Source organism: Desulfitobacterium sp., assembly GCF_982384815.1.
In genome coordinates this window covers 25,930-44,256 of record NZ_CEVWNY010000006.1, presented here as the reverse complement: position 1 = coordinate 44,256, position 18,327 = coordinate 25,930, and the positions used below count along the sequence as shown (strand labels likewise).

The following is an 18,327-nucleotide window of genomic DNA, read 5'->3' as shown; positions in this document are numbered from 1 at the left end:
ATGAGCCAGCAGCTTACCGGAATACAAAAAACCGCGATCCTAATGATATCACTAGGACCGGAAAAATCAGCTAAAGTGGTTCAACACTTAACCGAGGCTGAAATCGAGCAACTGACCTTAGAAATGGCAAATGTGCGCAAGATTTCCGCAGAACAGCGGGATAAGGTTGTGGAAGAATTCCACTCCATGTGTGTGGCTAATGATTATATTGCCCAAGGGGGTATTGATTACGCCCGGGAAGTTTTAGAGAGAGCATTAGTTGAGCAGCGGGCTTTCGAGATCATAACGCGTCTCTCTTCTTCTTTGAAAATGCGTCCTTTCGATTTGGTAAGGCGCACCGACCCTAAACAATTGCTTTCCTTTATCCAAGGGGAACATCCCCAAACCATTGCCCTAATCATGACTCATTTGCCCCCGGATAAGGCAGCTGTACTTTTATCCAGCTTAGCCCAGGAGCGGCAGGCAGATGTAACCAAACGAATTGCTTTAATGGGCAGAACCAGCCCGGAGGTTCTCAAGGAGATTGAAAAGATCCTCGAGCGAAAGATCTCCAGCCTTGCCCCTACTGACTATACTACTTCCGGTGGTATTCAAAGCGTGGTGGATATTCTCAATCGCAGTGACCCAAGCACTTTAAAAATTGTTATGGATTCACTGGAGATAGATGACCCGGAACTGGCCGAGCAGGTTAAACGACAAATGTTTGTCTTTGAAGATATCGTTATGCTTGATGACCGGGGAATTCAGCTGGTACTGCGTGAAGTTGATATGAAAGATTTGGCACTCTCCCTCAAAGGTTCCAACCCGGAAGTGGGTCAAAAGATCATGGCCAATATGTCGGCCCGAGCTTCCCAAAACTTACGGGAAGATATGGAATTCATGGGGCCGGTCCGCTTAAGGGATGTAGAGGAAGCTCAGCAGCGAATTGTTAAAGTAATTCGCCGACTGGAAGAATCGGGTGCAATTGTCATTTCGAGAGGTGGCAGTGATGAAATCATATACTAGGACCCGGGTAGTAAAAAGCAATACCGTCGAGGTCATTGAACCCTGCTTAGTGGAATGTCGGACCGAAGAATTTTTGTTTTTAGGAAATCATCTTACTATTCTTCGTGATCGCGGGGAAAATGATCCCCCACCGGAAAGTGCTCCGGGGTCAAGTGAAAGTGAGAAGTGGCTGCCTCAAGTTGTTAATGATAAAGAGGAAAGCGGGGAAAGTGCTAAAAGTCTGCTTGAGAAAGCTCGGAATCAAGCCGAGGAGATCAAAGACGAAGCAAAAAGTAAGCTGGCCCAAGCTGAAGCGATTTTAGAACAGGCCCGAGCAGAAGCTGGGGAGATATTAAAAAAAGCACAGGCCGAGGCCGAAGAGTGCTGTCAAAAATTGCGGGAAGAAGTCACCCAACAAGCCTATCAAGAGGGATATTCCCAAGGCTTTGCCCAGGGGCAGCTTGAAGGAAGGGCACAGGGGGAAAGAGAAGCTGAACAGTTAATGTCGGAAGCGAGGGATATTCTCAAGCTTGCTCAAAAAGCCGCCCATGAAGAATGGAGTAAGGTAGATGAGACTCTTCTTCGGTTAGCCCTGAAGATAGCGGAGAGGATTCTCCAGGTTCAGATCGTGGAGAATCCGGAGCAGCTTCTCCAACGGATTCGTCGGTTATCCTTGCTGCCGGAAGAACGAGAAGGCTGGAAACTGCACGTTTCCACAGCAGATTATCAATGGCTTGCCGATCTATCTGAAGATAAAATTGGCATCCCCCTTCTTGAGGATCAAACCTTAACCCCAGGGGATTGCTTCTTGGAATGTACCGAGGGTATTTTTGATGCTCGTGTTGAGGCTCAGCTCGCGCGCTGTGAGCAACTCCTGAGAGAGGAGCTAAGGCATGACCGACTGGCATAGCTTAGTAACGAAGGTCAGTGAATTGGATTTAATCGTTTCACACGGACGGGTGGCCAAAATTGTCGGACTTATGATTGAATCGGATGGTCCCCGCGTGAGTGTGGGAGAGTATTGTAAGATTCATACTCAAGGAGGCAAAGAGATTCCGGCGGAGGTAGTGGGGTTTCGCAATTCTACTACTCTGCTGATGCCCTTAGCGGAGCTGGAGGGAATTGCTCCCGGTGACCGGGTAGTACCTCAACAACACAAACTTCGTGTGGGGGTGGGAAAGTCTCTCTTGGGCAGAATCATTGATGGTCTCGGGCAGCCCCTGGATGGACGCCCTTTATATACCGGTCAGGATTATCCGCTGCAAAATACTCCTCCCAATGCCTTCCAAAGGCCAAGGATTCGCGACCCTTTAAGCGTGGGAGTTCGTACTGTTGACGGACTTTTAACTATTGGCAGGGGCCAGAGAATCGGGATTTTTGCCGGCTCGGGAGTAGGAAAGAGTACCTTGCTGGGAATGATGGCCCGGAATACTACGGCCGGCGTCAATGTCATAGCCTTAGTAGGTGAACGGGGCAGGGAGCTGCGGGACTTTATCGAGAAGGATCTGGGTGAGGAAGGATTAGAGCGATCGGTTCTTGTCGTAGCCACCTCTGATCAACCGGCTTTAGTCCGGCTGAAGGCGGCTTTTACAGCTACAGCGATTGCCGAATATTTCCGCGATCAGGGTCAAGATGTACTATTGATGATGGACTCCGTTACCCGCTTTGCTATGGCCCAGCGGGAAGTAGGACTCACCACCGGAGAACCCCCGGCAACCCGTGGTTACCCCCCATCGGTGTTTGCACTTTTACCAAAGCTTTTGGAACGCTCCGGCATGAGTGAGACCGGTAGTATTACCGGGATTTATACAGTGCTTGTCGACGGAGATGACCATAATGAACCTATTGCGGATACTGTCCGGGGGATTCTTGACGGCCATATTGTCCTGACCCGGGAACTAGCCATGCAGAACCATTATCCGGCTATTGATACCCTCCAATCCGTCAGCCGGGTCATGAACGACATTATTACACCTGAGCACAAAGATTTAGCTGGGAAAATGCGTGAATATCTGGCCGTTTACCAGGATGCCAAGGATTTGATAGATATCGGTGCTTATGTGGGAGGGAGCAATCCCCGTATCGATGCAGCAATTAAGCATATAGAAGGGATCAACCGCTTCCTCCGTCAATACGTTGATGAGAAAGTCTCCTTTACGGAAATGATCGAGCAGCTTAAGAAAGCCCTTCAATAAGATCCTTCAAGCGTTTCACTTTAGGATGACAGGAGAGAGACCCGTAAGCGTAGCTTTTCGCACAAGAGCGACGATTTTTGCGGAGGGGCGGTTAGGCGAACAAAGCTTCTGATGGGTAGCGTAGCCACCGGTTCACATTCTGAAAGCAGAAGGGTTTGGCACGAAAGTGTCCTGTGGACATTTTCGCCGAAGCGGAGTTCTCCAAATACTACTGACCCGCTGAGGATTCTCAATTATAAGCGAGTGAGGCAGCCCCGAAGCTACTAAGTGAGCGATGTGCGAAAAGCTACCTGACCCGAATATGACTCCGTAATGAGGAGGCGACCCGATGGCCAGATTCAAATTTCGCCTCGAAGCGGCCTTAAGGCTCGCCGAACGCAGTCTGGAAGACCGGCAGCGGCTGCTGGCTCAAGAACTTTTAAAACTAAAGCAATTGGAAAAAGCCTATCAAGACCAAAACCAAGTTTGGCTATATGCCCTGGAAGGTCAACAGGAAGCCTGCCGAAGTTCACCCCAGGATCTGGGGTTGTGGCGGATCTATACCCAGAAACAGCTTGAACTCCTGCGATTAAAGGAAGAAGAGGTTGCACTGCAGAATATAGTGGTACAGAAACAACGGCAAAAGCTTTTACTTGCTCACCAGGAGACAGAAAAATTAAAAAAACTAAAGGAAAAGCAGAAAGCACTATTTAATCTTAATGAGCAACGGCGTGAGCAAGCTGTCCTTGATGAAGCGGGCCAAGTGATTTTTGGACGGAGGAATAGTCTATGATTGAAGTCACACGCCTTAATGGCAAGAAGTTGGTTATTAACTCTGACTTGATCGAAACCATGGAAGCAACTCCGGATACGGTTTTAACCTTAACAGGCGGGAATAAATATGTTGTTGCGGAGAAAACGGATGAATTGATTCGCAAAGTTAAGGAATTTAAAAGGCATTGCCACCCGTTATACCGGGAAGAAGGGGAGATAGAATAGGAATGAATCGCAAGACAATTATCGCTATTTTCCTGGCGGGATTCTTGGGCTCCGCTATTGGGGTCATGGGAACCCTGAGCGCCCAGATGTTATTTTTCAGTGATAACAAAGCCCCCAAAGAAGCTGTAGCGAAAGAAGAAGGTCCTGTTGTGCCCATTGGCGAATTTACGATAAACCTAAGGGGCGGTTCCTTCCTTAAAACATCCATTGCTCTTGAGGGAATGAATAAGAAGTCGGAAGAGGCGATCGTGGCCAAGGATGCCTTTATCAAGGACCGCATTAATACCATACTTTCCAGTAAGACCATCGAGGATTTGCAGCCTGAAGTTCGCGAAGATCTAAAGAGTGAATTGATCGCTCAGCTAAACGAAGTCACAGGCAATAAAGTCCAGAATATATTTTTCTTGAGCTTTGTTTATCAATAAGGAATAATTCTTTATATTTCTTCTGTATGGTCAAACAAAAACCTATTATTTTTGATATAACTGCTTTAATATAAGACATAAATGAAAAAGCGGCTGAGAGGGGGGATCTTATGGGCGAGGTGCTCTCACAAGAAGAAATTGATGCTCTATTAAGTGCGCTTTCGGACGGACAGGTAGATGCGGAAGAAATTAAGACAACGAAGACACAAAAGAAAATTCGGGTTTATGATTTTAAGCGGCCCAATAAATTCTCCAAAGATCAGATTCACTCCCTCGAAAATATCTATGAGAATTATTGTCGGTCACTGACAACTTACCTATCCGGTCACCTTCATTCTGTGATAGAGACCAAGGTCAGCTCCATTGAACAGATTACTTATGACGAATTTATCCGTAGTTTGCCTAATCCTACGATTCTCAGTCTGTTTACCATGAGTCCTCTTGAAGGAACCTTGCTTATGGAAATGAATCCAGGGCTGGCCTTTGCGATTATTGATCGTTTGCTGGGTGGTCAAGGAGCCGGTGGGGAGAAAAACCGCGATCTCACCGAGATTGAGAGAATGATTATTTCACACCGGGCGGAGCAAATGATCAACATAATCAGCGAGTCTTGGGCGGAAGTGCTCCCCACGGAGACGGAATATGTAGTCTTAGAAACCAATCCACAGTTCACTCAAATCGTTGCACCTAACGAAATGATTATTCTTGTGACCCTAGAGGTAAAGATCGGCGAAATGGTAGGAATGATGAATATGTGTCTTCCTTACCTTGTTATGGAACCGATTTTAGATAAACTCAGTACCTTTTTTCTCTTTTCTACTCAGGCCAAGGTAACCTCAAAGGAACAAGTTTACGCTATCCGCAAAAAAATCGAATGGGCAAAAATCGATATGACCACCATGTTGGGGCATTCGGAGATTTTGGTCCGTGATCTTTTAGAATTGGCACCGGGAGACGTGATCCCACTAATTCAGAACATTAAGGATCCACTCCCTGTTTATGTTGGGAATTTTAAAAAGTTTAAAGGAATTCCTGGTTTGCATGGGGAACATCTCGCAGTTCAAATAACGGAAATAGTTGAGGAAGGAAGGGATCAGGATGGGTAACGGGATGCTTTCCCAGGAAGAAATAGATGCCCTACTGGGAGGGAATCTTGAAGCAGGTCCCCCAGTGGGCGAAGAGCCCGCGTTAGAGTTTACCGATATGGAAAAGGATGCCATAGGAGAGATCGCCAACATCTCTATGGGAACTGCAGCTACAACCCTTTCCCAGCTTTTGGGGAAAAAAGTAGAGATAACCACACCTAAAGTTGATCTGGCAACCTCGGAGCAAATACGTAAAGACTATCCTATACCCTCCGTCATTGTGGATGTTCGCTATAAAGCGGGTATTGAAGGGTCTAATCTGTTAATCCTTTCCCAACGAGATGGGACAGTCATTGTTGATTTAATGATGGGGGGAGACGGGAAAAACCCTCCTCCGGAACTTTCTGAATTGGGAATCAGTGGAGTATCCGAAGCGATGAACCAGATGATGGGTTCGGCAGCTACCTCTATGTCCACTATGTTTAATTCCGTGGTAGATATAACTCCACCCCAGCTTGTCCTAAATAATATGTCGCCGCGGGACGAGGATGTTATTAATAGCTTTCTACAGACCAAAGAAATGCTGGTCAGAATCTCTTTCCGCATGGTTGTAGAAGACGTTATTGATAGTATTCTGGTTCAAGTGATTCCGGTTCCGGTTGCCAAGGGAATGGTGGAAAAACTGCTTGGATCCATGGGAGGAACAAGTTCAAAACAGGAGCCGAAACCGGAGGCCAAAATGACTCCGCCTCCCCAGGCACCTCCTCAAGCTCAGGCCCCAAGCTCGAGCTATGGTTACCCGCCTACAGAGCAGCCCCCTCGACCTATCCCTCCGGATCCCGGACATTATGGCAGCCCTACCCAACCTGCTTATGCCCCCCAGATGGAATACCCACCTCAAGGATATGGGGCACCGACATATGGGCATGCCCCTGGCGGATACCATGCAGCCGGATATGGAGCGCCCCCAACACCGGTACAACCGGCTCAATTCGCTCCTCTTAGACCTGGTGAGCCAATTTCCGGTCAGGATAATCTCGAATTAATCCTCGATGTTCCTTTACAGGTGAGTGTTGAGTTAGGTAAGGCCAAGAAAACCATTAAGGAGATTCTTGAGCTAGGGCCGGGGTCGGTGATTGAATTAGACCGCTTAGCCGGGGAACCGGTAGATATGATCGTCAACGGCAAGCTCGTGGCAAAGTGTGAAGTCGTTGTCATCAATGAAACATTTGGGATTCGCATTACGGATATAATACAACCCAGCGAACGTATGACAAAGGCCATCGGGCTTTAAAATCCCATATTCAATAGAAAAAGGAAAATACCGTTCTTATAAGGAGGAAAAATAGTGGGTACTAATGTTTTAATTGTTGATGATGCGGCGTTTATGCGGATGATGCTGAAGGATATCTTAACCAAAAACGGTTTCGTCGTAATTGGCGAGGCTGAAAATGGTGCCGTTGCCGTTGATAAATATGTGGAATTAACACCGGATTTGGTCATTATGGACATCACCATGCCGGAAATGGATGGTCTGCAGGCTGTACGCGAGATCAGAAAACGTGATCCCCAAGCCAAAATCGTTATGTGCAGTGCTATGGGTCAGCAGGCCATGGTTATTGATGCCATTCAATCGGGTGCTAAGGACTTTATTGTCAAACCTTTTCAAGCTGATCGGGTGGTCGAGGCTGTCAAAAAGGCGCTGAAGTAAAATGCCATATTCCCTAGCAAGTATAAATGATAATACCGCCTACCCCGGGCAAGTTACCGAACCTGTTACCCAAGGGGGGAATCCCATCTATTGGAGTGGATTGCTGGGTACGGTCCTGATCTTTATCTTAATCCTGGTGGTTGCCTTATGGGTAATTCGGAAAATGAACCAAGCATCCTTTCGAGGGATGCAGGCGCCCTGGGCCAGAGTTCTGGATCGGCAAATGCTCGGTACTAATCAATCCTTATATTTAGTAGAGATCGCCGGCAAATTGCAAGTCCTTGGAGTTACCGATCACCAGCTGATTAAAATCGATGAGATCAACGATCCGGAGTTAGCGGCGGAAATTCTTGATGAACTTGCCCACCGGCCTAATGAGCCTATAGAAGGTTTTTTTTCGGGGATTGCCAGGCATGCTTTTGGGGGAAAACGCCGTAAGGGCAAAGAACCCTTTGAAGAAGAACTTGAACGTTTGCTTGAGGAGGTGGAACGATGAAGTTCACCAGGCGACTTTCAATCCTTCTCCTTCTTGTTATCGGCGGGGTCTTAGGAAGTGCGCATTATGCTTTAGCCGCTCCTGGTTTGACCCTTGACTTCGGTACGACAACCGCTGAGCAGACCAGTACAACTTTGCAGCTATTGCTCTTGTTAACTGTCCTTTCCCTTGCTCCGGCTATTCTTGTATTAATGACTTCTTTTACCCGGATTATTATCGTTCTTTCTTTTGTTCGTAATGCACTTGGCACCCAACAGCTTCCGCCCAACCAAGTTATTATCGGGTTATCTTTGTTTCTGACCTTCTTCGTTATGGCGCCAACTTGGAACCAAATCAATACTCAGGCTCTTCAGCCTTATATGCAAAATCAAATTACCCAAGCGGAAGCTTTGGACGTGGCTGAAGTTCCCTTACGAGAATTTATGTTCCAGCAGACTCGGGACAAAGATCTCGAGCTTTTCGTTGGTTTAGCCAGAATGGAGCGGCCCCAAACCTATGGGGATATACCTACCTATGTTTTGATTCCCGCTTTCGTTATAAGTGAATTAAAAACAGCTTTCCAAATGGGGTTTGCCATATTTATTCCTTTTATGGTTATTGACATGCTGGTTGCTTCCGTTCTTATGTCTATGGGTATGATGATGCTACCGCCGATGATGGTCTCATTGCCTTTCAAGATTCTTTTATTTGTCTTGGTAGACGGCTGGCACTTGGTGGTCCAATCCCTCGTCACAAGCTTCTATTAGCACAGTAATGTTGTCATCCTGAGGGAGTAGAGCGACGGTCGGATCTTTAAAGGGGAATATGTATGAGTGAAAATGATGTATTGTATCTTGCTAAGGAAGCATTAATGACAGCCCTGATGGTTGGGGGCCCGATCCTGGGTGTGAGCTTGCTGGTGGGTTTAACGGTAAGTGTTTTCCAGGCTATGACCCAGATTCAAGAACAGACCCTCACATTTATTCCGAAGATCCTGGCGATTGCGCTGGTGCTGCTTCTACTGGGACCTTGGATGCTTCAGGTAGTTACCGGTTATACAGCCAATCTTTTCAGCGAGTTGGCAACCTTCGGCAGATATTAATTAATCCTGGAGGAGTGACATGAGTCTGGCAGAATTTTTACAATGGAACCTTACCCTGTTCCTCCTCATTCTCTCGCGCTGGGCCGGCATGATCATGTTGTCCCCTGTCTTTGGTGCCCGCGGTGTTCCGGCGATGGTAAAAATGGGCTTGGCCTTAGGAATATCCCTACTCCTATACCCTATGATTGTAGCCGCAGCACCTCAGATTCCCGTGGAGACTCTGGCCTATATGGGACTCTTGATCAAAGAAGTTCTGGTAGGTCTGGTGATTGGCTTTGTTATCTATGCCATTACCGCTGTCTTAGAAGGGGCAGGGCAAATGATCGACTTGCAGATGGGCTTTAATATGGGTGGAGCCATTGATCCGATCTATGGTGTGCGAAGTGCTATGATGGGGAATTTTCAAATGATTTTAGCCGTTATGCTCCTCCTGGCCACTAATGCGCATCATTATTTGATTGCGGCTATGGTTAAGAGCTATACCTATGTGCCTCTTAATCCCGGGGCCCTCCCCCAAGGAATTAATTATTATATCCATCTTATTCGCGATATCTTTTCTTTATCAGTCCAGATCGCTCTTCCGGTTATGGGAGCTTTAGTCCTTACCGATATCGGGGTGGGATTACTGATGCGGACCGTACCTCAGATGAATATTTTTGCGGTTATTTTCCCGATAAAAATTATCATTGGTTTTGTTATTCTTTTTCTGGGCATTACCTTTTTTGGGGAAACGGTGAGGATGCTGTTTGACCAAGGCATGACCTGGCTTCTGGAGCTCTATAAGGGGTGGCAAACATGAGTGAAAAAACTTTTCAGGCCACGCCTAGGCGAAGGCAGGAAGCGCGTAAAAAAGGTCAAGTTTTTAAAAGTACGGAAATTGTATCCGCTTTGATGCTACTCAGCTTCATAGGAATTTTAAAGTTTTGGGTCCCTTCCATGCTTGTCAGGGCCCAAGAAATTTTTAGGTATGTCTATGGGCTTTCGACGGAATGGACTCAGCGCTCCATTGCCGGTCTAATGGTGGATTTGCTCTGGATGGGGATTCAAATAGTAGCTCCTTTGTTTATCGTCGGCGTAATTATCGCCTTTGGAGCCAACTACTTACAAGTACGATCTCTTTTTACGGTGGAACCTTTAAAACCCCAACTGAGCCGAATCAGCCCGATTAACGGGGCTAAACGTATGTTTGGGGTGCGGGCCTGGGTGGAATTGGCTAAATCCCTGCTCAAAGTGATCTTTATCGGCTATTTCCTCTATGCCACCCTCCGGGATAATTTCGAAGTGTTTCCGGCCATGGCTCGTTTTACAGTGGGGCAAGGGGCGGTGTTTGTCGGAGGTTTGATCATTGACTTAGGCTGGAAGATTGCCCTATCCTTCTTCGTTATCGCCGCTATGGATTATCTTTACCAATGGTGGGATTATGAGAAAAATCTTAAGATGTCTCATGAAGAGTTAAAGCAAGAGTATAAGCAAACTGAGGGGAATCCTCAGCTAAAAAGTGAGATCAAGCGGAAACAAAGGGCAATGGCCATGCGCCGTATGATGCAGGATTTAAAGACGGCGGATGTAGTAGTGACTAACCCTACTCACTACGCGGTAGCTCTCCGTTATGCCCCCAAGGAAAACTCCGCCCCGGTGGTAGTCGCTAAAGGGGCAGATGAAATAGCGCAACGGATCAAACAGTTAGCCAAAGAATACGGCATTGTGACTATGGAAAATAAGCCGCTGGCACGGGCTCTTTTCGCCCAAGCCGAAATCGGTCAAGCAGTACCGGCGGAACTTTATAAAGCCGTAGCGGAGGTCCTCGCCTTCGTCTACAGGCTCAAACGTAAGAAATATACGGGATAAAAAGGTGAGTAATAAACGACAAGAAAGGAGGACCTCACATGGCTGTAAACCTAAAGCACCGTTGGTATGCAAATACCGATGTACTTGTAGCAATTTTCGTCGTCTCAATTGTGGTCATATTGGTAGTTCCGATCCCACCTTTCTTGCTGGATATTCTTTTGACCATCAGCATTTCCAGTGCGGTTTTAACCTTGATGCTGGCGGTCTTTACCAAAGATCCATTGGATTTTTCCGTGCTACCCTCATTAATTCTGATCTTGACCCTTTTTCGCTTATCCCTTAATGTCTCCACGACAAAGTTGATTTTGCTAGAGGCAAATGCCGGTGAGGTAATTCAGCAGTTTGGAGAATTTGTCGTCAGAGGAAGCGCGGTAATCGGATTTATTGTTTTTGCAATCCTGGTTGTGGTTAACTTTATCGTTATTACCAAGGGTTCCGAACGGGTATCGGAAGTCGGGGCTCGCTTTACGCTGGATGCCATGCCGGGTAAACAAATGAGTATCGATGCAGACTTGAATGCCGGGATGATTACGGAGGAGCAGGCCCGTGACAGACGGAAAAAGATTCAGGCCGAAGCAGATTTTTATGGAGCGATGGATGGAGCCAGTAAATTTGTTAAAGGGGACGCCATTGCCGCGATAATTATTCTGTTTATCAATATTATCGGCGGCTTTATTACCGGGGTTGTTATGCGGGACATGGATTTAATGGAGGCTCTACATACTTATACCCTGTTAACCATTGGGGATGGACTTGTTACACAGATTCCAGCCCTTTTGATGTCTACAGCCACCGGTTTGGTGGTAACTCGGGCTGCGTCTGAGTCAAATCTTGGGCAGGATCTCTCTAAACAACTTTTCCGTACACCGAAAGCTCTCTATATGACAGCCGGAGTTTCCCTTGCCCTGGCGATCTTCGGCTTACCTAAGCTGCCTTTATTTTCTGTTGCAATTGCCTTGATTTTACTTGGCAGAGCTATGGATAAAGGGAGCCAAAAGGCGGTGGTGGAAGAAACGGCTGCGGCACGGGAATCAGCTATTGAAGAGAGCAAAAAGCCGGAAAATGTTCTTAACTTATTAAATATTGATCATATGGAACTGGAACTAGGTTATGCCTTGATCGCTTTGGTAGATGCGCAACAAGGGGGAGACCTTTTAGATCGTATCGTTTTAATTCGGCGCCAGGTCGCCGGCGAATTGGGCTTTATCGTACCGGTTATTCGGGTAAGGGATAATATGAATCTTCAGCCCAATCAATATTCCATAAAAATCCGGGGGGCAGAGGTTGCCGGGGGAGAGATTTTGGCAGATCATTATTTAGCTATGAGCAGCGGTTTAGGGGATGATAATATTCCGGGGATCCCCACCAAAGAGCCCGCCTTCGGCTTAGATGCCAAGTGGATTAATGCCATATATCGGGAAGAGGTGGAAATGAACGGAGGAACAGTTGTTGACGCTCCCACGGTGTTGGCAACTCATCTTACCGAAGTTATTAAGAGCAATGCCTGGGAAATCTTAAGCCGTCAAGATGTGAAGACCCTTCTTGACCATGCCCGGGAGCAGGCTCCCGCTGCCGTGGATGATGCCATGGAGCATCTCAATTTGGGGCAGATCCAAAAGATTCTTTCCAATTTGCTGAGGGAGCGGGTTTCCATACGGGATATGGTGACCATCCTGGAGACTTTGGCGGATTATGCGGGAACCACTAAGGATCTTGACCGTTTGACGGAGTATGTTCGACAGGCCTTAGCCCGGCAAATTGTTCAGCCATTGTTGGGCATGAATAAGCAATTGCCGGTGCTTACCTTAGAGCCGAAGCTGGAGCAGCAGATCTTGGATAGTGTTCAGCCGTCGGACTTTGGTAGTTATATGACTCTTGACCCGCGAGTTTTACAAGAACTTATGCAGTCCTTGGCCCGGGAAATGGAGAAGATGGTTCTCAAGGGGTTCAATCCAATCCTGGTATGTGCCCCGGTAGTAAGGATTAACTTAAAACGGGTAACGGAAAGGCAGTTACCTCAGCTAATAGTGTTATCGTATAACGAACTTGTTCATGGTGTACAAGTTCAGGCCGTAGGGATGGTGATGACTGCAAATGCGAGTTAAACGTTATGTTGGCAATACTGTTGCCGAAACCATGGGCAAGGTGAAACGGGAACTGGGTTCCGATGCTGTGATTCTGCAGACCCGGCAGTTTAAAGAAGGAGGTTTTCTAGGCCTTTTTGGAAAATCAAGGGTAGAGGTTATGGCTGCTATTGAGGAAGAGCCTGTCGTTAAAAAGCAAGCCCCGGTAAAGCCAATTTACCCCGCCAATCCTTACTCAATCCAAAAAGAAAGCCAAACCCCAAGGGAAGCGGCAGCGGAAAATCTTATGGAATATGGAGATAGGGAATTTTCTCCGGAAGCAAATTTTGGGGCAAGAGAATCCGGGGTAGAGAAAAATATGCGTCAACCTTTAGAAACCGTAGTTTTGGAAGCTGAGCTACAGTCTATGCGCAAACTACTGGAAAATATGAACCGCCAGATGGAGATTCTTGATGGGGAGCAGAGTATTTGGCCTGTGCCGCTGCAAAAATGGGCCGACTTGCTTAAGGAGCGAGGTGTTAGTCCGAAGCTGGTAAAAAGACTGATCCGCTTCATCCAGCAAAACGTCCGGGAGGAAGATTGGGGAGAGGACCGGCGGGTACGGTCTTCCCTTAAAGAGAGTATTCGGCAGATCTGTTCTAATACTGCTGCCATCCAGCCGGGAGTGCGTAAACCGCGGATTGTAGCATTGATTGGGCCCACAGGTGTTGGGAAAACCACCACCATCGGGAAACTTGCCGCCGGCTTTAGTATTGTCGATAAACGGCGGGTGGCCTTAATCACTGCCGATACTTATCGGGTAGCTGCAGTTGAGCAGTTAAAAACATTTGGCGAAATCATCGGGGTGCCTGTGGACGTAGTTATGACACCTTCGGGGCTTCGTGAAGCTATCCAACGGCATGAGGATAAAGAACTTATTTTTATTGATACGGCAGGTCGTAGTCCCCATCATGAGCTGCATATGTCGGAGCTAAAAGCTTTTTTGGAGAAGGCTCAACCGGATTTAACCTTGTTAGTCATGAGTGCGGCAACCCAATCTTCGGATATGGCGAAGATTTATGAGCGTTTTGAGGCCTTGACTACTCATCTCATCTTTACAAAAATGGATGAAACTATGTGCGGGGGCACAATTCTAAATCTCCTGGAAAGAACCGAACTGCCGGTAGCATATATTACAAATGGGCAAAATGTTCCGGACGATATAGAGGTTGCGACCCCAGAGCGTTTGACACGTTATATTCTGGGGGAGGGAGATATCCGTGAATGATCAGGCAAGAGTGTTAAGACGCATCGCCTCTCTTCAAAAGCCAATCTCTCAACAGAGTCTGCGGGTGTTTGCCGTAACCAGTGGTAAGGGTGGAGTAGGAAAAACCAACTTCAGCGTGAATTTAGGCCTGGCATTAATCGACTTGGGCTATCGAGTTATTCTTTTGGACGGTGATTTGGGGCTTGCCAATCTCGATATCGCCTGCGGCATTGCGCCACGCTTTACCCTAGAGCATCTTCTGAACGGCGAGAAGGAAATCGAAGAGGTTCTCATTCATGGGCCCAAGGGGATAGGAATCCTGCCGGGGGGATCAGGAGTTCAGGATCTGGCTAATATTGAAAGATATCGGTTGGAGGAAGTTATCAGGAACTTAGGACGCCTGGAATCCTTGGCGGATATTATTATTATCGATACGGGGGCAGGACTTGGTCATACGGTATTGAATTTTTTAAAAGCGGCCGATGATATTATCTTGATTACCACTCCGGAGCCTACGGCTTTGACTGATGCTTATGGGTTACTGAAGGCCTTGCAAAGTGTCAAAGATTCCTTAGCTGTTAATGTGGTGGTCAATCGGGTTCAGAAGGAGTCCGATGCCCGTGATACCTATGAACGCTTGGAAAGTGCTGCGGAACGGTTTTTAAAAGTTCACTTGAATCTATTGGGATGGGTGTATGAGGATATGTCTGTGGGAAAAGCAATTATGCGTCAGGAACCGGTTGGGGTTTCATATCCGCAAAGCTCTGCTTATCAATGTATTCAATGGATCGCCGGTTCCGTGTCCGGGTTATATCTTAGTCCACCCAAGCAAGCGGGTGGAATCCGCGGTTTTTTGGCTAAACTTTTACGAGCTTTTTAAGGGACGGATCAATTTGGGGTCAAGATACTTCGCATCGCTCAGGATGACACACTCCAAAGCGTTATGTCATCCTGAGGGAGTAACGAAGTAGCGACTGAAGGATCTTTTTGAGGTGATAAGGTGTACTATGTATATATAATGACTAATTGGAAGAACACCGAGAATGAATGAGGCATGTTTGCTTAACTTTGCATAGGAGGTGAAGCCAGTGCAATACCTTGACAAACTAGTTCCGGGAATAGCCGTCGAGTTACTCGTTCCGGAAGGAGAGTATGAAGGGAATTACAAAACCCATGTGGATGAAGTGGGTAAATCTAGAATTTCTGTTTATGCTCCTCATAATCAGGGGATGATTATTCCTTTACATGAGGGTACACCGGTGGAGGTCACCTTTTGGGATGAAGTGGCTTCATATACTTTCACCTCTAGGGTTATTCAGCGGATTGCGGTACCTATTTCTATATTTGTTTTGAAGTCACCGGAGAATATCAAGCGAGTTCAAAGAAGGAATTATGTAAGGGTGGCCGCTTTCTACCCTATAACCTATCAAGTTGTCGAGAAAACCGGACTGGGCAATGTACAAAAAGGAAATATGCTGGACTTAAGCGGCGGCGGAATGCGTTTTCAAGCACGGGAAAAACTGGACAAAGGGACTATTCTTTATGCATACCTTGAATTGCCATCCGGGACCCTAGGTACACCGGGGCGAGTCTGTCGTTGTGAACCGATCGAAGATAGCAAATATTTCTCTGTTTCCGTTAACTTTTACCAGATTTCTGAACGTGATCGGGATCGCATCATAAGATGTGTTTTTGATATACAAAGAGACTTGCGCAAGAAAGGATTGGTCTAAGATGGAAATCAACCAAATGCAATTAAGTGCTTTGCGTGAGATTGGCAATATCGGTTCCGGACATGCGGCTACGGCTCTATCCACTTTACTTAATCGCCGGATCGAAATGTCCATACCCGAGGTAAGGGCAATTGAGTTTGATCAGGCTCCTTTGGTCATCGGCCATTTGGAGGTTCCTCAAGCTGTTATTTACGTTAAAGTCGAAGGAGATGCTCCGGGAAAGGCTGTGTTTTTCTTCCCCCTGGCAAGTGCTGAAATATTGGTACAAGCCCTCTTTGGCTCGGAGGATTCTTTCAATCTTTTTGAAAATGAGATGGCTCAATCAGCACTCAAAGAAGTAGGAAATATTATGGTAAGCTCTTTTATTATCGCCATTACCGAATTTTCCGGAATTCCTTTGCAGCCATCGGTACCGGCTTTGGCCGTAGATATGGTTGGGGCAATTTTCGATGCGATTCTTCTCGAAGACGGGATACTCGAAGATACAGTACTTTTCATCAACACCCAGCTTTCAGGGATACCGCAAATCGAAGGTAAGTTCGTTTTTTTACCCGATGAGGGATCATTAAGAAAATTATTGGGAGCTTTGGGAGTATGAGCAATGTGATTAGTGTTGGAATGGCCGATTTAAAGGCGACAAAGGCCCCCAATATTCTAATGACCGCAGGTTTAGGTTCATGTATTGGTATTTGTATCCATGACCCGATTCAAAAAGTCGGAGGGATGGCGCATATTATGCTGCCTACTGCCGGAAGTGCTAATGGGGGTAATCCCGCCAAATACGCTGATACCGCGATGGAGGTATTATTAGCGGAAATTCTCCGTTTGGGGGCATCAAAGTCACGCTTGCGTGCCAAAATGGCCGGAGGTGCCCAGATGTTTTCCTTTCCGGGGAAACCCCCTGTTCTTAAGATTGGAGACCGCAATGCCGAGGCTGTGATCCAGGAATTAAAACGCCTGTCAATTCCTCTACTCGTATCCGATGTAGGGGGGAGTTTTGGACGAACCATTCATTTTGATGTGGGAACAGGGGACCTTAAGGTTCGAACCATTAACCATGGTGAAAAGGTGATTTAAGCAATGGACACAATACGGATTTGGGCATGGCGCTTGGCACTTTTCGTTTCGATAATTCTCGCACTAATCAGCTTCTACGCCGGCGAAGGTTTTCTACGTATAGTCATAAGTGCCATCATTGGCTTTTCCCTGATTTATATTATCTCCATGGTTAGCATCATGATTTTTGAGAAAACCGGTGTCCATAGTGAACAGGGTATTGGTGCTCTATTGGATATTGCCGTAGGACATGAAGATAGCGAAGATTTAGCAGGGGGAGATCCCGGTGAGGGAGTGTATTCGGGAACGTCCCTTGGACAAGCCGGATATACAAAAAATGGACAGGTCAACCTTTCGGCAAGGGCCGGACAATTGAACCAGGAATTTGCTGAAGGTTTGCCCAGCGCTGAAAAGCAGGCTGAAATCGTGAGAAGGATGGGTTGGGGTGAATAAGGGGGGAGCCAACTTGATGTCGAATCCTTATGAGGCGGTCAATCGAGGAACTTGGAGAGTGGAGCAAATTGAAAAGTATTTGCCGCTGGTCAAGCGTATCTCTGGTCGGTTGGCTATTTCTTTACCTCAACATGTTGAAGAAGATGATCTGATTGGATATGGTGTCTTTGGGCTGCTTGATGCGCTGGAGCGTTTTGACCCCGGCCGTGGGGCAAAGTTCGAGACCTATGCCACCTTACGCATACGCGGGGCCATGATCGATGGACTGAGGACCATGGATTGGGTTCCTCATTCGGCACGGCAGAAAATCAAACGGATTCAAGAGGCTTTTGCAGAAGTGGAGGCCCAACAGGGTCGTCCTGCCCGCAATGAAGAGGTTGCGGTCTTTTTACAGATGGATTTACAGGATCTGGAGGCTGCTATTCATCAAGGACAAATGTTGACTCTGACCTCGCTGGATGAAGTGGCGGCAGGGGAGGAAGGGGAGGCCTATTCTCCTAAGACCCAGTTACCAGACCCTTTAGCCCAAGATGCCTTTCAAGAAGTGGAACAAGATGATCAAAAAAAGATCTTGGCCGATGCCATCGATAAGCTTCCCGAGAAGGAGAAGCTTGTTGTCGCTTTATATTATCAGGAAGAACTAACCCTCAAAGAAATTGCCGCAATTATGAAGCTATCCGAATCAAGAATCTCCCAGCTTCATTCCCAGGCCATCCTGCGCCTAAGGGGCCGCCTTAGCCGCCAAAAGAAAAACCTCTTTTGAAACGGGGGGACAGGTTCCTTGTTTCAAAAAGGTTGCTCTTGTGCGCCGTGATAGGTTCTGTGAATAGCGGAGACAGGTCACTTGATTCACTGATAGATGTTATCCTGAATGTAGTATGGGATCTTTTCTTTGGTTGTTAGGACTTAGGTCCCTTATTTCGGGTTTAAAGTAAGAATTACTTAAGTTTAA

At 46.9% G+C, this 18,327-nt stretch carries 22 protein-coding genes; all 22 read left to right on the top strand.

Annotated elements, in window-relative coordinates; all coding sequences use genetic code 11:
• The 22 genes from fliG to AC1U9U_RS02155 all read left to right on the top strand — a co-directional run bounded on the left by fliG (nt 1) and on the right by AC1U9U_RS02155 (nt 18,138).
• Nucleotides 1-1,005, top strand: coding sequence for a flagellar motor switch protein FliG (gene fliG / locus AC1U9U_RS02260; RefSeq protein ID WP_479958928.1), 1,005 nt, complete (start codon nt 1-3; stop codon nt 1,003-1,005).
• On the top strand, nt 989-1,894 hold the full coding sequence (locus AC1U9U_RS02255) for a FliH/SctL family protein (RefSeq protein WP_479958927.1): 906 nt from the start codon (nt 989-991) through the stop codon (nt 1,892-1,894). Before fliG ends, AC1U9U_RS02255 begins: the two co-directional genes overlap by 17 nt.
• Nucleotides 1,878-3,179 (top strand): flagellar protein export ATPase FliI, encoded by a 1,302-nt coding sequence (fliI, locus tag AC1U9U_RS02250; protein WP_479958926.1) that lies wholly within the window; start codon nt 1,878-1,880, stop codon nt 3,177-3,179. The genes AC1U9U_RS02255 and fliI overlap by 17 nt, the downstream gene beginning before the upstream one ends.
• A 328-nt stretch (nt 3,180-3,507) precedes the next feature.
• Nucleotides 3,508-3,951, top strand: a complete 444-nt coding sequence (locus AC1U9U_RS02245; protein ID WP_479958925.1) for a flagellar FliJ family protein — start codon at nt 3,508-3,510, stop codon at nt 3,949-3,951.
• Complete coding sequence (locus AC1U9U_RS02240) at nt 3,948-4,157, top strand: flagellar FlbD family protein (RefSeq protein WP_479958924.1); 210 nt, start codon at nt 3,948-3,950, stop codon at nt 4,155-4,157. The genes AC1U9U_RS02245 and AC1U9U_RS02240 overlap by 4 nt, the downstream gene beginning before the upstream one ends.
• Before the next feature lie 2 nt (nt 4,158-4,159).
• Nucleotides 4,160-4,582, top strand: a complete 423-nt coding sequence (locus AC1U9U_RS02235) for a flagellar basal body-associated FliL family protein (RefSeq protein WP_479958923.1) — start codon at nt 4,160-4,162, stop codon at nt 4,580-4,582.
• 110 nt (nt 4,583-4,692) lie between these two features.
• A complete protein-coding gene (gene fliM / locus AC1U9U_RS02230) occupies nt 4,693-5,688 on the top strand; it encodes a flagellar motor switch protein FliM (RefSeq protein WP_479958922.1) in 996 nt (331 codons plus the stop codon).
• A complete protein-coding gene (gene fliY / locus AC1U9U_RS02225) occupies nt 5,681-6,961 on the top strand; it encodes a flagellar motor switch phosphatase FliY (RefSeq protein ID WP_479958921.1) in 1,281 nt (426 codons plus the stop codon). Before fliM ends, fliY begins: the two co-directional genes overlap by 8 nt.
• A 54-nt stretch (nt 6,962-7,015) precedes the next feature.
• Nucleotides 7,016-7,378 (top strand): response regulator, encoded by a 363-nt coding sequence (locus AC1U9U_RS02220; RefSeq protein ID WP_479958920.1) that lies wholly within the window; start codon nt 7,016-7,018, stop codon nt 7,376-7,378.
• A 1-nt stretch (nt 7,379) separates the two neighbouring features.
• Nucleotides 7,380-7,874, top strand: a complete 495-nt coding sequence (fliO, locus tag AC1U9U_RS02215) for a flagellar biosynthetic protein FliO (RefSeq protein WP_479958919.1) — start codon at nt 7,380-7,382, stop codon at nt 7,872-7,874.
• On the top strand, nt 7,871-8,620 hold the full coding sequence (gene fliP / locus AC1U9U_RS02210; protein ID WP_479958918.1) for a flagellar type III secretion system pore protein FliP: 750 nt from the start codon (nt 7,871-7,873) through the stop codon (nt 8,618-8,620). Before fliO ends, fliP begins: the two co-directional genes overlap by 4 nt.
• Before the next feature lie 62 nt (nt 8,621-8,682).
• The gene (gene fliQ, locus AC1U9U_RS02205) at nt 8,683-8,955 is read left to right on the top strand and encodes a flagellar biosynthesis protein FliQ (RefSeq protein WP_479958917.1); all 273 of its coding nucleotides are present in this window, start codon (nt 8,683-8,685) and stop codon (nt 8,953-8,955) included.
• 19 nt (nt 8,956-8,974) lie between these two features.
• The gene (gene fliR, locus AC1U9U_RS02200; protein WP_479958916.1) at nt 8,975-9,754 is read left to right on the top strand and encodes a flagellar biosynthetic protein FliR; all 780 of its coding nucleotides are present in this window, start codon (nt 8,975-8,977) and stop codon (nt 9,752-9,754) included.
• Nucleotides 9,751-10,803, top strand: coding sequence for a flagellar biosynthesis protein FlhB (flhB, locus tag AC1U9U_RS02195; RefSeq protein WP_479958915.1), 1,053 nt, complete (start codon nt 9,751-9,753; stop codon nt 10,801-10,803). Before fliR ends, flhB begins: the two co-directional genes overlap by 4 nt.
• Before the next feature lie 38 nt (nt 10,804-10,841).
• Nucleotides 10,842-12,908, top strand: a complete 2,067-nt coding sequence (gene flhA / locus AC1U9U_RS02190) for a flagellar biosynthesis protein FlhA (RefSeq protein WP_479958914.1) — start codon at nt 10,842-10,844, stop codon at nt 12,906-12,908.
• Nucleotides 12,898-14,154 (top strand): flagellar biosynthesis GTPase FlhF, encoded by a 1,257-nt coding sequence (gene flhF / locus AC1U9U_RS02185; RefSeq protein WP_479958913.1) that lies wholly within the window; start codon nt 12,898-12,900, stop codon nt 14,152-14,154. Before flhA ends, flhF begins: the two co-directional genes overlap by 11 nt.
• The gene (locus AC1U9U_RS02180; RefSeq protein ID WP_479958912.1) at nt 14,147-15,013 is read left to right on the top strand and encodes a MinD/ParA family protein; all 867 of its coding nucleotides are present in this window, start codon (nt 14,147-14,149) and stop codon (nt 15,011-15,013) included. Before flhF ends, AC1U9U_RS02180 begins: the two co-directional genes overlap by 8 nt.
• A 208-nt stretch (nt 15,014-15,221) precedes the next feature.
• Nucleotides 15,222-15,866, top strand: coding sequence for a flagellar brake protein (locus tag AC1U9U_RS02175; RefSeq protein ID WP_479958911.1), 645 nt, complete (start codon nt 15,222-15,224; stop codon nt 15,864-15,866).
• A gap of 1 nt (nt 15,867) precedes the next feature.
• A complete protein-coding gene (locus AC1U9U_RS02170; RefSeq protein ID WP_479958910.1) occupies nt 15,868-16,464 on the top strand; it encodes a chemotaxis protein CheC in 597 nt (198 codons plus the stop codon).
• Nucleotides 16,461-16,943 (top strand): chemotaxis protein CheD, encoded by a 483-nt coding sequence (locus AC1U9U_RS02165; RefSeq protein WP_479958909.1) that lies wholly within the window; start codon nt 16,461-16,463, stop codon nt 16,941-16,943. The genes AC1U9U_RS02170 and AC1U9U_RS02165 overlap by 4 nt, the downstream gene beginning before the upstream one ends.
• A 3-nt stretch (nt 16,944-16,946) precedes the next feature.
• Complete coding sequence (locus AC1U9U_RS02160; protein WP_479958908.1) at nt 16,947-17,375, top strand: hypothetical protein; 429 nt, start codon at nt 16,947-16,949, stop codon at nt 17,373-17,375.
• Nucleotides 17,376-17,391: 16 nt separating this feature from the next.
• Nucleotides 17,392-18,138 carry a FliA/WhiG family RNA polymerase sigma factor gene (locus AC1U9U_RS02155; RefSeq protein WP_479958907.1) on the top strand — a complete coding sequence of 249 codons (747 nt, stop codon included), beginning with the start codon at nt 17,392-17,394 and terminating at the stop codon, nt 18,136-18,138.
• Nucleotides 18,139-18,327: the final 189 nt, after the last annotated feature.

Excerpts from the sequence above, each read along its gene's own strand:
- fliG (WP_479958928.1), top strand. The coding sequence starts at position 1 with ATGAGCCAGCAGCTTACCGGAATACAAAAAACCGCGATCCTAATGATA.
- AC1U9U_RS02255 (WP_479958927.1), top strand. The coding sequence starts at position 989 with ATGAAATCATATACTAGGACCCGGGTAGTAAAAAGCAATACCGTCGAG.
- fliI (WP_479958926.1), top strand. The coding sequence starts at position 1,878 with ATGACCGACTGGCATAGCTTAGTAACGAAGGTCAGTGAATTGGATTTA.
- AC1U9U_RS02245 (WP_479958925.1), top strand. The coding sequence starts at position 3,508 with ATGGCCAGATTCAAATTTCGCCTCGAAGCGGCCTTAAGGCTCGCCGAA.
- AC1U9U_RS02240 (WP_479958924.1), top strand. The coding sequence starts at position 3,948 with ATGATTGAAGTCACACGCCTTAATGGCAAGAAGTTGGTTATTAACTCT.
- AC1U9U_RS02235 (WP_479958923.1), top strand. The coding sequence starts at position 4,160 with ATGAATCGCAAGACAATTATCGCTATTTTCCTGGCGGGATTCTTGGGC.
- fliM (WP_479958922.1), top strand. The coding sequence starts at position 4,693 with ATGGGCGAGGTGCTCTCACAAGAAGAAATTGATGCTCTATTAAGTGCG.
- fliY (WP_479958921.1), top strand. The coding sequence starts at position 5,681 with ATGGGTAACGGGATGCTTTCCCAGGAAGAAATAGATGCCCTACTGGGA.
- fliO (WP_479958919.1), top strand. The coding sequence starts at position 7,380 with ATGCCATATTCCCTAGCAAGTATAAATGATAATACCGCCTACCCCGGG.
- fliP (WP_479958918.1), top strand. The coding sequence starts at position 7,871 with ATGAAGTTCACCAGGCGACTTTCAATCCTTCTCCTTCTTGTTATCGGC.
- fliQ (WP_479958917.1), top strand. The coding sequence starts at position 8,683 with ATGAGTGAAAATGATGTATTGTATCTTGCTAAGGAAGCATTAATGACA.
- fliR (WP_479958916.1), top strand. The coding sequence starts at position 8,975 with ATGAGTCTGGCAGAATTTTTACAATGGAACCTTACCCTGTTCCTCCTC.
- flhB (WP_479958915.1), top strand. The coding sequence starts at position 9,751 with ATGAGTGAAAAAACTTTTCAGGCCACGCCTAGGCGAAGGCAGGAAGCG.
- flhA (WP_479958914.1), top strand. The coding sequence starts at position 10,842 with ATGGCTGTAAACCTAAAGCACCGTTGGTATGCAAATACCGATGTACTT.
- flhF (WP_479958913.1), top strand. The coding sequence starts at position 12,898 with ATGCGAGTTAAACGTTATGTTGGCAATACTGTTGCCGAAACCATGGGC.
- AC1U9U_RS02170 (WP_479958910.1), top strand. The coding sequence starts at position 15,868 with ATGGAAATCAACCAAATGCAATTAAGTGCTTTGCGTGAGATTGGCAAT.
- AC1U9U_RS02165 (WP_479958909.1), top strand. The coding sequence starts at position 16,461 with ATGAGCAATGTGATTAGTGTTGGAATGGCCGATTTAAAGGCGACAAAG.
- AC1U9U_RS02160 (WP_479958908.1), top strand. The coding sequence starts at position 16,947 with ATGGACACAATACGGATTTGGGCATGGCGCTTGGCACTTTTCGTTTCG.
- AC1U9U_RS02155 (WP_479958907.1), top strand. The coding sequence starts at position 17,392 with ATGTCGAATCCTTATGAGGCGGTCAATCGAGGAACTTGGAGAGTGGAG.